Annotated in this window: 9 protein-coding genes; 2 read left to right on the top strand and 7 right to left on the bottom strand. The window is 72.6% G+C overall.

The genetic code is table 11. From position 1 onward, the window contains the following. Positions 1-16 precede the first annotated feature (16 nt). The gene (locus ACWG52_RS32450) at positions 17-829 is read left to right on the top strand and encodes a DUF6397 family protein (protein WP_389807178.1); all 813 of its coding nucleotides are present in this window, start codon (positions 17-19) and stop codon (positions 827-829) included. Here ACWG52_RS32450 and ACWG52_RS32455 read toward each other — a convergent pair. The 3 genes from ACWG52_RS32455 to ACWG52_RS32465 all read right to left on the bottom strand — a co-directional run bounded on the left by ACWG52_RS32455 (position 793) and on the right by ACWG52_RS32465 (position 4752). Next, a complete protein-coding gene (locus tag ACWG52_RS32455) occupies positions 793-1194 on the bottom strand; it encodes a YchJ family protein (RefSeq protein ID WP_389807176.1) in 402 nt (133 codons plus the stop codon). The two genes, ACWG52_RS32450 and ACWG52_RS32455, sit on opposite strands and share 37 nt — an antisense overlap. An 86-nt stretch (positions 1195-1280) precedes the next feature. Beyond that, positions 1281-2159: an acyl-CoA thioesterase gene (locus tag ACWG52_RS32460; protein WP_389807174.1), complete on the bottom strand. Its 879-nt coding sequence runs from the start codon at positions 2157-2159 to the stop codon at positions 1281-1283. Between the two features lie 70 nt (positions 2160-2229). Next, a complete protein-coding gene (locus tag ACWG52_RS32465) occupies positions 2230-4752 on the bottom strand; it encodes a DUF3516 domain-containing protein (RefSeq protein WP_161289282.1) in 2523 nt (840 codons plus the stop codon). A 144-nt stretch (positions 4753-4896) separates the two neighbouring features. Between ACWG52_RS32465 and ACWG52_RS32470 the strand changes: the two genes are divergently transcribed. Then, positions 4897-5688 carry a metal-dependent hydrolase gene (locus ACWG52_RS32470; RefSeq protein WP_030732753.1) on the top strand — a complete coding sequence of 264 codons (792 nt, stop codon included), beginning with the start codon at positions 4897-4899 and terminating at the stop codon, positions 5686-5688. 65 nt (positions 5689-5753) lie between these two features. Here the strand turns inward: ACWG52_RS32470 and ACWG52_RS32475 are convergent, their stop codons facing one another. The 4 genes from ACWG52_RS32475 to ACWG52_RS32490 form a co-directional block, all read right to left on the bottom strand. Continuing rightward, a complete protein-coding gene (locus ACWG52_RS32475) occupies positions 5754-7535 on the bottom strand; it encodes an ABC transporter ATP-binding protein (protein WP_389807172.1) in 1782 nt (593 codons plus the stop codon). Beyond that, positions 7532-9451, bottom strand: coding sequence for an ABC transporter transmembrane domain-containing protein (locus tag ACWG52_RS32480; RefSeq protein ID WP_390136066.1), 1920 nt, complete (start codon positions 9449-9451; stop codon positions 7532-7534). Before ACWG52_RS32480 ends, ACWG52_RS32475 begins: the two co-directional genes overlap by 4 nt. A gap of 160 nt (positions 9452-9611) precedes the next feature. Then, positions 9612-12548, bottom strand: a complete 2937-nt coding sequence (locus ACWG52_RS32485) for an FAD-binding and (Fe-S)-binding domain-containing protein (RefSeq protein ID WP_390166832.1) — start codon at positions 12546-12548, stop codon at positions 9612-9614. Between the two features lie 40 nt (positions 12549-12588). Further along, positions 12589-13041: a MarR family winged helix-turn-helix transcriptional regulator gene (locus tag ACWG52_RS32490; RefSeq protein WP_030713410.1), complete on the bottom strand. Its 453-nt coding sequence runs from the start codon at positions 13039-13041 to the stop codon at positions 12589-12591. Between the last annotated feature and the right edge of the window lie 44 nt (positions 13042-13085).

Below are 13085 nucleotides of genomic sequence, written 5' to 3' on the forward strand. Positions count from 1 at the left end.
GTGGGGGAGGACCGTAATGACGCAGATGGGGATCGCACTTCGGGACGATGTGACCGACGGAGCCGCGGACGTGCTGGTGGGGGGCGCGCAGGCCGCCGGTGAACTGGGACTGAGCCGCGGCGAGTTCGCCAGGGCCGTCCAGCTGGGGATCGTCCGGGCCGGGCCGCGCACGCTCGGCGGCGCCGCGCGGTACGCACGGGCCGAGCTGGACCGGGTCAGGTCGGCGGCGGGTCCGCCGGGCGCGCTGCGCGAGCAGGTCGAGACGGTGGCCGGGGCGGAGGCCGCGGCCGAGGTGGTGGGGGTCGGCCCGAGCCGCTTCACCCGGCTCGCGCGCTGCGGGCACGTGATCCCGGTCGGCTACCGGATCAACCGGTACCGGGCCGTTGTGTGGCTCTATCTGACCGCGGAGCTACGGAGCTTCGCCGCGCGGGAGCCCGCGAAGCTGCGCGGGATCGCGCCCCCGGAGGACCGGGAGCTGATGGCGGCCAGGACGGATCTGCGCCCGCGGACCTGGCGCGGGCGGCACATCGGGCTGCTGCTGAGACGAACCGCCGACCCGTGGGAGCGCGCCGCCGTGCTGGCCTCCGTGCTCCCCGAGGACGAGCTGCTGGAGGCCGTGCCCGATCCGCAGGAGCGGATCGTCCTGGCCGCCCTCGGCCCGCCCCTTCCGTACGGGCACCCACAGGTTCCGGCGGCAGCCGCGGTGGCGACGGGACTGCTGAAGGCCGGCCCGCCGGACGAGATCCACTGGTACCGCACCAGCCTGGACTTCGCCCTGGCGGGGGCGCGGGGTCAGTCGAACTCGACGGGGGAGAGGGGGCCGACGTAGACCCAGGCCCCGGCCTCGCGGGAGAAGCTGCTGTGCTCGTGCAGCGAGCCGGTGTGCCGGCCCTCGCGGTAGTGGGCGCGGAACTCCACAGAGCCCTCCGTCTCGAACATCCCGCCACGCTCGGTGGAGAGGATCTCCAGCCGCTCCCAACGCTGTTCGGGATCCAGGTCGAGGCGGTCCGGACGGGTGGTGGGGTGCCAGGAGCGCAGCAGGTAGGCGGTGTCGCCCACGGCGAAGGCGCTGAAGCGGGAGCGCATCAGCCGCTCGGCGGTGGGTGCCGAGCGCGCACCGGAGTGGAAGGTGCCGCAGCACTCCCGGTAGGTGGCGGGCAGCCCGCAGGGGCAGGGGACGGCAGGGGTGGGCATGGGTGTGCTCAGTTCTCCGGGGCGGGCCAGGGCGTGGCTTGTCGATCAGAGGTGGATCAGGGAGCGGGCGGTCGACCAGGACACCCCTAGGAGGGCTTGGCGGGGTACGGGCGGAAGAGGCCCTCCTGGACCACGGACACCAGCAGCCTGCCCTCCACGTCGTAGATGCGGCCCCGGGCCAGGCCACGGCCGCCGTGCGCGATGGGTGACTCCTGGTCGTACAGGAACCACTCGTCCGCACGGAAGGGCCGATGGAACCACATGGCGTGGTCCAGCGAGGCCATGTCGAAACCGCGCATGCCCCACAGGGGCTCCACCGGGATGCGCACGGCGTCGAGGAGGGTCATGTCGCTCGCGTAGGTGAGGGCGCAGGTGTGGATGAGGGGGTCGTCGCCCAGCGGGCCGACCGCGCGCATCCACACGGCGCTGCGGGGATCGGATCCCTTGAGCTCCTCGTGGCTCCAGCGGAGCCGATTGACGTACCGGATGTCGAAGGGCTGGCGGCGGGCCATCCGCTCCAGCGCCTCCGGCAGCGCCCCGAGGTGCTCGCGGATCTCGTCCGCGAGCTTGGGGAGCGTGTCCGGATGAGGAACGTGGTGAGGAGGCAGCTGGTGCTCGATGCCGCCCTCCTCCGGTTGATGGAAGGAGGCGGTGAGATTGAAGATCGTCTTGCCCTGCTGGACCGCGGTGACCCGACGCGTGGTGAAGGACCGCCCGTCGCGCACCCGCTCCACCTGGTACACGATCGGCACCCCGGGGATGCCGGGGCGCAGGAAGTACGCGTGCAGCGAGTGGACCGGGCGGTCGCTCTCGACGGTGCGCCCCGCGGCCACCAGCGCCTGGCCGGCCACCTGCCCGCCGAAGACGCGCTGGAGGGACTCCTGCGGGCTGGCGCCGCGGAAGATGTTGACCTCGATCTGCTCCAGATCGAGCAGATCGACCAGTCTCTCGGCGGGGTTCGTCATCAGAGGATCTCCACGGTCGGGTCCGGCGGGTCCGGGGGTGCGGGCGGGTTCGGCGGGGTGCTGCGGACGGTCAGAGCGCTCCGAGCTCGCCGACGGAGGTGACCCGGATGACGGCCCGGCCCTCCTCGTCGGAGGCGGCCAGGTCGACCTCGGCGCTGATGCCCCAGCCATGGTCGCCGTTCGGGTCCGCGAAGGTCTGGCGGACGCGCCACAGGCCGTGCGCCGGGTCCTCCTCGATCTGCAGCAGCTTCGGGCCGCGTGCGTCGGGGCCGGTGCCCAGGTCGTCGTACTCGTCCCAGTACCCGTCGAGGGCCTCGCCCCAGGCATCCGCGTCCCAACCCGACTCGGCGTCCAGCTCGCCCAGCACGTTGACGTGGTCCAGGGCGGCCAGCTCCACGCGACGGAACATGGCGTTGCGGACCAGGACGCGGAAGGCGCGCGAGTTCGCGGTGACCGGCTTGACCTGGTCGGCCTTCTCCTGGGCCTGCTCCGCCGTCTCCACCTCCGGGTTCGCCAGCTGCTCCCACTCGTCCAGCAGGCTGGAGTCGACCTGGCGGACCAGCTCGCCGAGCCAGGCGATCAGGTCCTGGAGGTCCTCGGACTTGAGGTCGTCGGGGATGGTGTGGTCCAACGCCTTGAACGCGCTCGCCAGGTAGCGCAGCACGATGCCCTCGGTGCGGGCCAGCTCGTAGAAGGAGGTGAACTCGGTGAAGGTCATCGCGCGTTCGTACATGTCGCGGATGATCGACTTCGGCGAGACCGGGTGGTCGCGCACCCACGGGTGGCTCTTCGCGTACACGTCGTAGGCGTGCGAGAGCAGTTCTTCGAGCGGCTTGGGATAGGTGACGTCCTGGAGACGCTCCATCCGCTCCTCGTACTCGATCCCGTCGGCCTTCATCTGGCCGACCTGGATGCCGCGCTCCTTGTTCTGCTGGGCGGCGAGGATCTGCCGCGGGTCGTCCAGCGTGGACTCCACGACGGAGACCATGTCCAGCGCGTAGGAGGGGGACTCCGGGTCCAGCAGGTCGAAGGAGGCCAGGGCGAAGGTGGACAGCGGCTGGTTGAGCGCGAAGTCCTGCTGGAGGTCGACGGTGAGCCGGATGGTGCGGCCCTCCGCGTCCGGGGTGTCGAGCTTCTCGACCACACCGCCGTCCAGCAGCGAGCGGTAGATCGCGATGGCCCGGCGGATGTGCCGCAGCTGGGCCTTGCGGGGCTCGTGGTTGTCCTCCAGCAGGTGGCGCATCGCCTGGAAGGCGTCGCCGGGCCGGGCGATCACCGACAGCAGCATGATGTTGGTGACCTTGAAGCGCGAGGTGAGCGCCTCCGGGTCGGCGGCGATCAGCTTCTCGAAGGTGGTGTCCGACCAGGCGACGAAGCCCTCGGGAGCCTTCTTGCGCACCACCTTGCGGCGCTTCTTCGGGTCGTCGCCCGCCTTCGCGAGCGCCTTCTCGTTCTCGATGACGTGCTCGGGGGCCTGGGCCACCACATAGCCCGCGGTGTCGAAGCCGGCGCGTCCGGCGCGCCCCGCGATCTGGTGGAACTCCCGGGCGCGCAGGGTCCGGACCCGGTTGCCGTCGTACTTGGTGAGCGCGGTGAACAGCACTGTGCGGATCGGGACGTTGACGCCGACCCCGAGGGTGTCCGTACCGCAGATGACCTTCAGCAGACCGGCCTGGGCGAGCTTCTCGACGAGGCGGCGGTACTTGGGCAGCATGCCCGCGTGGTGCACACCGATGCCGTGCCGGACGTAGCGGGAGAGGTTCTGGCCGAACTTGGTGGTGAAGCGGAAGTTGCCGATGAGATCGGCGATCTTGTCCTTCTCCTCGCGCGTGCACATGTTGATGCTCATGAGCGACTGCGCCCGCTCGACCGCCTGGGCCTGGGTGAAGTGCACGATGTAGACCGGCGCCTGCCGGGTCTCCAGCAGTTCGGTGATCGTGTCGGTGATCGGCGTGGTGACGTACTCGTACGAGAGCGGGACGGGCCGGGTCGCGGAGCGGACCACCGAGGTGGGCCGACCGGTACGCCGGGTCAGGTCCTCCTCGAACCGCTTCATGTCGCCGAGGGTCGCCGACATCAGGATGAACTGCGCCTGCGGCAGTTCCAGCAGCGGGATCTGCCAGGCCCAGCCGCGGTCCGGCTCGGCATAGAAGTGGAACTCGTCCATCACGACCTGGCCGATGTCGGCGTGCTTGCCGTCGCGCAGGGCGATGGAGGCCAGCACCTCGGCGGTGCAGCAGATCACGGGAGCGTCCGCGTTCACGGACGCGTCGCCGGTGAGCATGCCGACGTTCTCGGTGCCGAACAGCTTGCAGAGGTCGAAGAACTTCTCCGACACCAGCGCCTTGATCGGAGCGGTGTAGAAGGTCACCTTGTCCTGCGCCAGGGCGGTGAAGTGCGCACCGGCCGCCACCAGGCTCTTGCCGGAGCCGGTCGGCGTGGACAGGATGACGTTCGCCCCGGAGACGACCTCGATCAGCGCCTCCTCCTGAGCCGGGTACAGGGTGATGCCCTGGTCCTCCGCCCACGAGGAGAAAGCCTCGAAGAGGGCATCGGGGTCGGCGTTCGGCGGGAGCTGATCAATGAGGGTCACACCCCCCATCTTGCCTGGCTTCCCCCCGGATCAGGGAACCGGCGGACGGAACGAAGATCACCGACGGTACGCTGTGCCGTCGATGCGGCCCGAACGAAACAGTCGACCGGGCCCGACCACACACCAGCGGGGCGGGGAACGACCATGATGGGTCCGGCGCACTCACTGTCCGGTGCAGCGGCCTGGCTGGGGGTGGGCGCGGCCACCGCGGCCGCCGGCCACCCCATGCCCTGGCCGGTCCTCGTCGTCGGCGCGCTGATCTGCGCCGGGGCGGCCCTCGCCCCCGACCTCGACCACAAGTCGGCGACGATCTCGCGCGCCTTCGGACCGCTCTCCAAAGGCGTGTGCGAGGTGGTCGACAAGATCTCCTACGCCGTCTACAAGGGCACCCGCTCCAAGAAGGACGCCCGCCGCACCGGCGGCCACCGCACCCTGACGCACACCTGGCTCTGGGCCGTGCTGATCGGCGGCGGGGCATCCCTGCTCGCCGTCACCGCCGACCGCTGGGGTGTCCTCGCCCTGCTCTTCGTGCATCTGGTGCTGGCGGTCGAGGGCCTGTTGTGGCGGGCCGCCCGGATGTCCAGCGACGTCCTGGTCTGGCTGCTCGGCGCGACCAGCGCCTGGATCCTCGCCGGTGTGCTCGACCAGCCCGGCAACGGTGCGAACTGGCTGTTCACCGGTACGGGCCAGGAATACCTCTGGCTCGGCCTGCCGATCGTGCTCGGGGCTCTGGTCCACGACATCGGCGACGCGCTCACCGTCTCCGGCTGCCCGGTCCTGTGGCCGCTGCCGATCGCCGGTAAGCGCTGGTACCCGATCGGCCCGCCGAAGGCGATGCGCTTCCGTGCCGGCAGCTGGGTGGAGCTGAAGGTCCTCATGCCGGTCTTCATCCTGCTGGGCGGCTTCGGCGGAGCCTCGGCCCTCGGCTTCATCTGACCCACCTACCGGCGGGGGCGGGACCGCGTCCCACCCCCGCCGCCACCCGGGCGTCCTGACCCGGCTCAGCCGTGCCAGGAGCGCCACAGGGCCGCGTACGCCCCGTCGGCCGCGACCAACTCGTCGTGCGAGCCGAGTTCGCTGATCCGGCCACCCTCGACCACCGCGATCACATCCGCGTCGTGCGCGGTGTGCAGCCGGTGGGCGATGGCGATGACCGTACGGCCGTCCAACACCCGGGCCAGCGAGCGCTCCAAGTGCCGTGCCGCGCGCGGGTCCAGCAGTGAGGTGGCCTCGTCCAGCACCAGCGTGTGCGGATCGGCCAGCACCAGCCGGGCCAGCGCGATCTGCTGCGCCTGCGCCGGGGTCAGCGTGGTGCCGCCGGAACCGACCTCGGTGTCCAGGCCCGCCTCCATGGCACGGGCCCAGCCGTCGGCGTCCACCGCGGCCAGCGACGCCCACAGCTCGGTGTCCCCGGCGTCCGACCGCGCGAGGCGGAGGTTGTCCCGCAGGGTGCCCACGAACACGTGGTGCTCCTGGTTGACCAGCGCCACGTGCTCGCGCACCCGCTCCGCGGGCATCCGGGACAGCCGCGCCCCGCCCAGGGTGACCTCGCCGGTCCGAGGCGCGTAGATGCCCGCGAGCAGCCGCCCCAGCGTGGACTTGCCCGCGCCCGAGGGGCCGACCAGCGCCATCCGGGTGCCCGGCGGCACGGACATCGACACCTGGTGCAGGACGTCCACGCCCTCCCGGTAGCCGAAGTGGACCTCTTGGGCCCGCACGTCCCGGCCCTCGGGCGCCACCTTCGCGTCCCCGGCGTCCGGTTCGATCTCCCGCACGCCCACCAGGCGGCCGAGCGAGACCTGGGCGACCTGCAACTCGTCGTACCAGCGCAGGATCAGACCGATCGGATCGACCAGCATCTGCGCGAGGAGCGCGCCCGTGGTCAGCTGCCCGACCGACATCCAGCCCCGCATCACGCAGAACCCGCCGATCAGCAGCACCGAGCCGAGGATCGTCACGAAGGTGACGTTGATGACCGGGAAGAGGACGGTCCGCAGGAACAGCGTGTACCGCTCCCACGCCACCCACTGCGAGATCCGCCGCTCCGACAGCGCGATCCGCTCCGGCCCGAGGCGGTGCGCCTCGACCGTACGGCCCGCGTCCACCGTCTCGGTGAGCACGGCCGAGACCGCCGCGTAGCCGGCCGCCTCCGAGCGGTACGCCGACGGCGCCCGCCGGAAGTACCAGCGGCAGCCGATCACCAGTACCGGCAGCGCCACCAGCGCGGCGAGCGCCAGCGGCGGCGCGGTCACCGCGAGCGCCCCGAACAACAGCCCCGCCCACACCACGCCGATCGTCAGTTGCGGCACGGCCTCGCGCATGGCGTTCGCCAGCCGGTCGATGTCGGTGGTGATCCGCGACAGCAGGTCACCGGTGCCGGCCCGCTCCAGCACGCCCGGCGGCAGACCCACCGACCGCACCAGGAAGTCCTCGCGCAGATCGGCCAGCATCTCCTCCCCGAGCATCGCCCCACGCAGCCGGACCAGCCGGACGAAGAACGTCTGGACCGCCAGCGCCAGCGCGAACAGCAGGGTCACACGCCCCAGATGCAGCTCACGCGCCCCCGCCGAGAGGTCGTCCACGACCTGGCCCAGCAGGTACGGACCTGCCATGGAGGCGATCACCGCGGCCGCGTTGACGCTCACCAGCACCACGAAGGCCCGCCGGTGGCGCCGGAACAGGCCGCGCACATAGCCCCGTACGGTCGCCGACGTGCCCACGGGCAGGGTCGCGGCCGACTCGGGGGCAGCCGGGTCGTACTCCGGCGGCGCCACGCCGATCATGCGGATTCCTCGATCTCTGTGAGTGCTTCTTCCAGCTCTGTCAGTTCCAGCCCGCCGAGCCGCTGCTCCTCGTCGGTCTCACGGGTGACGACCGCCCGGTAGCGCGGCTCGGACCGCAGCAGATCGCGGTGGGTGCCGACGGCCGCCACCGTGCCCTCGTCGATGAGCACGACCCGGTCCGCGCGGTCCAGCAGCAGCGGCGAGGACGCCAGTACCACCGTGGTCCGGCCGGCGCGCAGGGCCGCGACGCCGTCCGCGATCCGCGCCTCGGTGTGCGAGTCGACCGCGGAGGTCGGCTCGTCGAGCACCAGCACCTCCGGATCCGTGACCAGGGACCGTGCCAGCGCCAGACGCTGACGCTGGCCGCCCGACAGGGACCGGCCGCGCTCGGTGATCCGGGCGTCCATCGGGTCCTCCACCCCGTCCGGCGCCGACTGCAGCAGCGCGTCCAGGACGTCCGCGCACTGGGCCGCGTCCAGCGCCGCGGCGGACTCGACCGCCCCGGAGGCCGGTACGTCGAACAGCTCCCGCAGGGTCCCGGACAGCAGCACCGGATCCTTGTCCTGTACCAGGACCAGGGTGCGCGCGGTGTCCAGGTCGAGCTCGTCCAGCGCGACCCCGCCGAGGAGCACGGACGGCGCCCCGGCCGTGTCGGCCGTGGTCTCGGCGGTCGCAGCCGCCGAAGACGGCGCCCCGGCCTCCGCCTCCGCGCCCGTATCCGAGGCCGCGGCCTCGTCCATCGGGTGGCCGCCCAGACGTTCGGCGAGCCGCCCCGCCAGGTCCGGGTCCCCGCACACGACGGCGGTGAACCGCCCCGCGGGGGCCAGCAGCCCGGTCCGCGGGTCGTACAGGTCCCCGCCCGGGGCGGGTGCCCGCACCGGCTCGGTGCGCGCGGTGCGTTCGGTGGCGGCGACGGCGTCCGTCCGGTTCAGCGACAGCACCCGGGCGGCGCGCTTGGCGGAGGGACGGGAGAAGGAGTACGCCATGGCGATCTCCTGGAAGTGCCGCAGTGGATAGAGCAGGGTCGCCACCGCGCTGAACGCGGCGACGAGTTCGCCCACCGCGATGCGCCCGTCCGACACGAGCGTGGCGCCGTACCAGACCACCGTGATCATCAGGGCGCCCGGGAGCACCACCTGGATCGCGGAGATCAGCGCCCACATCCGCGCGCTGCGCACGGCGGCCTTGCGGACCTCCTGCGAGGCCTCGCGGTAGCGGCCGAGGAAGAGTTCCTCACCCCCGATGCCGCGCAGCACGCGCAGGCCCGCGACGGTGTCGGAGGCCAGCTCCGTGGCCTTGCCCGCCTTCTCCCGCTGCACGTCGGCGCGTCGGGTGGCGCGCGGCAGCAGGGGCAGCGGGGCCAGGGCGATCAGCGGAACACCGATGGCCACGACCACACCGAGCTCCGGGGCGAAGAACAACAGGCCCACGCAGACCAGGACGACGGAGAAGAGGGCCGCGAGGAAACGCGAGACCGCCTCGACGAACCATCCGATCTTCTCCACGTCGCCCGTGGACACGGCGACCACCTCACCCGCGGCGACCCGTCGGGTGAGGGCGGAGCCCAGCTCGGCCGTCTTGCGCGCGAGGAGCTGCTGCACCCGGGCCGCGGCGGTGATCCAGTTGGTGACGGCGGTGCGGTGGAGCATCGAGTCGCCGACCGAGATGGCGACCCCGATGGCCAGGAGCAGCGCGCCGACGAGCAGCAGCCTGTTCGGCTCGTGGTCGACCACCGCGTCGACGCCGAGGCCCACCGCGTACGGCAGGGCGGCGACGCCGGTGAAGTGCAGCATTCCCCAACACAGGCTCTTGAGCTGGCCGCCGAGTTGACCGCGCCCCAGCCACAGCAGGAACCGGGGGCCGGAACGAGCGTCGGGTACCCCTGGATCCGGATACGGAAGATCGCTGATCTGCATGACGCCCCATGACTGGTCGAGTGGTCCAAACCGAGCAAGGTTCGCCTTCCGGACGGGTGCCGGGCAATCGATTTTCCGCGGGGTGCCCGCCGCGGCCAGCAGGTTTACGGCATCGGGTGGCGGCGCGGCACCTGGTCACGGGGGTCGCACGCCCCGGCGCTCAGGGGCGGGTGGCGTGCTCCAGTTCGAGCAGAGCGGAACGGTAACTCCGCCCCGTCGCCCGGTCCATGCCCACCTCGCACATCCGGTTCGCCGACAGATGCGCGTCGAAGGCCCGCGCGGTCACCTCCGCCGCCTCGCGCGCCGTCGCCGAGGCCGTCAGCTCCGGATGCAGCATGCCCCGGTCGCCCGCGAAGGCGCAGCAGCCCGCGTCGTCGGGGACCACCACCTCCTCGGCGCACGCCTGGGCGACCGCCCGCAGCCGGTCCTCGTCGCCGAGGTGCCGCATCGAACAGGTGGGGTGGAGCACGGCGGATCCCACCGTGCGCCGGATCTCCAGCCGTGGCAGCAGCTCGTCGGCGGCCCACACGATCGAGTCGAGGACCCGCAGCTCCGCGTGGAGGGCCCGGTTCTCCGGCGTCAGGTACGGGACCACCTCGCGCGCGATGCCCAGCGTGCAGGAGGAGGCGTCGACGACCAGCGGCAGCAGCCCGCCGGCCGTCCAACCCCAGGCCGCCTCGACGATCCGGTTGGCCATCACCCGGGTGCCGGCCTCGTAGCCCTTCGAGTGCCAGATCGTCGCGCAGCACGTGCCGCCGACGTCGCCGGGGATCCAGACGGGTCGGCCGGCCCGCTCCGACACGGCGACCACGGCCTGGGGCAGCGAGGGGCCGGGCCGGCCCTCCGAGGCGCCGAAGATCCGGTTGACGCAGGCCGGGTAGTACACGGCTGCGGCGCCCACCCGCCGGGTCGTCGGCAGGTGCCGCGCCGCGGCGCCGGGGAGCTCCGCGAGCCACCGCGGGACCAGATCCGGGCGTACGGCCTTGCGCGCGGCCCCGGTGAACGCCGCCAGCAGGGGGTCCCCGACCCGGGAGGGGATGCGGTCGGCGGCCGCCACCGCCAGCCGGGCGGCGGACTCGGCGGCCCCGAACCGCCGGGCGGCCAAGGCGGCGGCCGCCTCCTCGCGCGGGCTGTGCCGGCGGTGGCGGAAGTCCTTCATCAGCGCCCCGGTGTCGATGCCGACCGGGCAGGCGAGCTTGCAGGTGGAGTCGCCCGCGCAGGTGTCCACCGCGTCGTAGCCGTAGGCGGCGAGCAGCCCGTCCAGCACGGGGGAGCCGGGCTGCTGGCGCATCATCTCGCGGCGCAGCACGATCCGCTGGCGCGGAGTGGTCGTCAGGTCCTGGCTGGGGCAGACCGGTTCGCAGAAGCCGCACTCGATGCAGGGGTCGGCCACCGCCTCCACCTGCGGAATGGTCTTCAGCCCGCGGAGATGGGCGCGGGGGTCGCGATCGAGCAGGACACGCGGCGCGAGCACCCCGTCCGGGTCGACGAGCCGTTTGGTGCGCCACATCAGGGCGGCGGCCGCGGGGCCCCATTCCAGCTCCACGAAGGGGGCCATGTTGCGGCCCGTGGAGTGCTCCGCCTTCAGGGAGCCGTCGAACCGCTCCACGGTGAGCCGGCAGAAGGCGTCCATGAAGGCCCCGTACCGCTCGACGTCGGCGGGGTCGGAGGCGTCGAAGGCGAGCAGGAAGTGCAGGTTGCCGTGGGCCGCGTGGCCGGCCACGGCCGCGTCGAAGCCGTGCTCCGCCTGGAGCGCGAGGAGCGCCTCGCAGGCTTCGGCCAGCCGGGCCGGCGGCACCGCGAAGTCCTCGGTGATCAAAGTGGTGCCCCGGGCGCGGGCGCCGCCGACGGCGGTGACGAAAGCCTTGCGGGCCTGCCAGTAGCCGCCGACCGTCCGCGGGTCGCCGGTGAAGGTGTTGGTGATCGAGGCCACCGGGGCGACCAGGTCGAGCCCCTCCAGGACCCGGGCGGCCCGGTCCGCGCAGGCGTCCCGGCCGGCGCGGTCCGCGGCCCGGAACTCCACGAGCAGGGCCGTCGTCGCGCGGGGCAGGTCCGCCCAGTCGGCGGGCACCCCGGCGACGCTGACGGAGGCGCGCAGGGTGTTGCCGTCCATCAGCTCGACGGCGACGGCGCCCGCTTCGTTGAACAGCGGCGCGGCCGCGGCCGCCGCGTGCAGCGAGGGGAAGAACAGCAGGGCCGAGCAGACCTCGCGGTCCAGCGGGAGGGTGTCGAGGACGACCTCGGAGATGAAGCCGAGGGTGCCCTCCGAGCCGACCATGAGTCCGCGCAGGATCTCGACGGGGGTGGTGCCGTCCAGGTAGGCGTCGAGGCGGTAGCCGGTGGTGTTCTTGATCGCGTACTTGGCGCGGATCCGGGCGACCAGCGCGGGATCGGCCTCCATCTCCCGCTTGATCTCCATGAGCCCGTGGCACAGGGCCGGCTCGGCGCGTGACAGCTCCTCGTCGGCGAGCGGGTCGGCGGTGTCCACGACGGTGCCGCCGGGCAGGACGAAGGTGAGGGAGGAGAGTGTGCGGTAGGAGTCGCGGGTGGTGCCCGCCGTCATGCCGGACGCGTTGTTGGCGACGACCCCGCCCAGGGTGCAGGCGGCGGCGCTGGCCGGGTCGGGGCCCAGGATCCGGCCGTGCCGGGCGAGGGCCGCGTTGGCCCGGGCCACGGTGGTGCCGGGCCGGATCCGGGCCCGCCGGCCCTCCTCCAGCACCTCGATCCCGGCCCAGTGGCGGCGTACGTCGACCAGGATGTCCTCGCCCTGCGCCTGGCCGTTCAGCGAGGTCCCGGCGGCCCGGAAGACGATCTCGCGCTGCCGGCCGTGGGCGTACGAGAGCACCGCGGAGACGTCGTCGATGTCCTCGGCGATCACCACGACCTGGGGGACGAAGCGGTACGGGGAGGCGTCGGAGGCGTAGCGGACCAGGTCGGAGACCTTCCACAGCACTTTCTCGGGGCCGAGCAGTGCGGTCAGCTCGGTGCGCAGAGGCTCGGGCGTGCCGCCGGACCGGTGCCCGGGGAGCCGGTCGGGGGCGGGGCCGCGGATGCCACGGGGGCGCAGGGCCCCCGGCTTCGGTTCCAGCAGCGGCATCTGCGACCCCTCGCGTCATGGAGGCCCCCGGGTGGCCTACTCAGCAGGTGTGCTCCGCCGGGGCGTCCGACAGGGCGTTCAGCAGCCCGCCGAGCACCTCGCGCTGGTCGGCGGTCAACGGAGCCAGGATCTCCTCCGCCGCGTCGGTTCGCGCGTTGCGCAGCCGGCGCAGCGTGGCGCGGCCGGTGTCGGTGAGCTCGATCCGGATGACGCGGCGGTTCGCGGGGTCGGGCGCGCGCCGTACGCACTCGGCCGCCTCCAGGCCGTCCACGAGGGTGGTCACCGCACGCGGGACGACTTCCAGGCGGGCGGCGAGATCCGCCATACGGGGTGCCTGCTCGCCCTCGTAGTGCGAGACGAGGCGCAGCAAACGACTCTGGGCGGGAGTGATCCCGAGCGGCACCATGTGGCGCTTCTGGATCCGGTGCAGCCTGCGCGTCAGGCGCAGGAGCTGTTCGGCGAGGAGACGATCGCTGTCGGAGGCGGAGCTCATGCGGGAACGATATCAGGATGCCGTTCATTGTGAGCATAGGTAAC

It is taken from the genome of Streptomyces sp. CLCI03, assembly GCF_053615355.1.

What these genes read in the sequence shown, in the direction of transcription:
- ACWG52_RS32490 (WP_030713410.1), bottom strand. Translation starts at nt 13,041, where the DNA reads ATGAGCTCCGCCTCCGACAGCGATCGTCTCCTCGCCGAACAGCTCCTG.
- ACWG52_RS32485 (WP_390166832.1), bottom strand. Translation starts at nt 12,548, where the DNA reads ATGCCGCTGCTGGAACCGAAGCCGGGGGCCCTGCGCCCCCGTGGCATC.
- ACWG52_RS32460 (WP_389807174.1), bottom strand. Translation starts at nt 2,159, where the DNA reads ATGACGAACCCCGCCGAGAGACTGGTCGATCTGCTCGATCTGGAGCAG.
- ACWG52_RS32455 (WP_389807176.1), bottom strand. Translation starts at nt 1,194, where the DNA reads ATGCCCACCCCTGCCGTCCCCTGCCCCTGCGGGCTGCCCGCCACCTAC.
- ACWG52_RS32470 (WP_030732753.1), top strand. Translation starts at nt 4,897, where the DNA reads ATGATGGGTCCGGCGCACTCACTGTCCGGTGCAGCGGCCTGGCTGGGG.
- ACWG52_RS32475 (WP_389807172.1), bottom strand. Translation starts at nt 7,535, where the DNA reads ATGATCGGCGTGGCGCCGCCGGAGTACGACCCGGCTGCCCCCGAGTCG.
- ACWG52_RS32450 (WP_389807178.1), top strand. Translation starts at nt 17, where the DNA reads ATGACGCAGATGGGGATCGCACTTCGGGACGATGTGACCGACGGAGCC.
- ACWG52_RS32480 (WP_390136066.1), bottom strand. Translation starts at nt 9,451, where the DNA reads ATGCAGATCAGCGATCTTCCGTATCCGGATCCAGGGGTACCCGACGCT.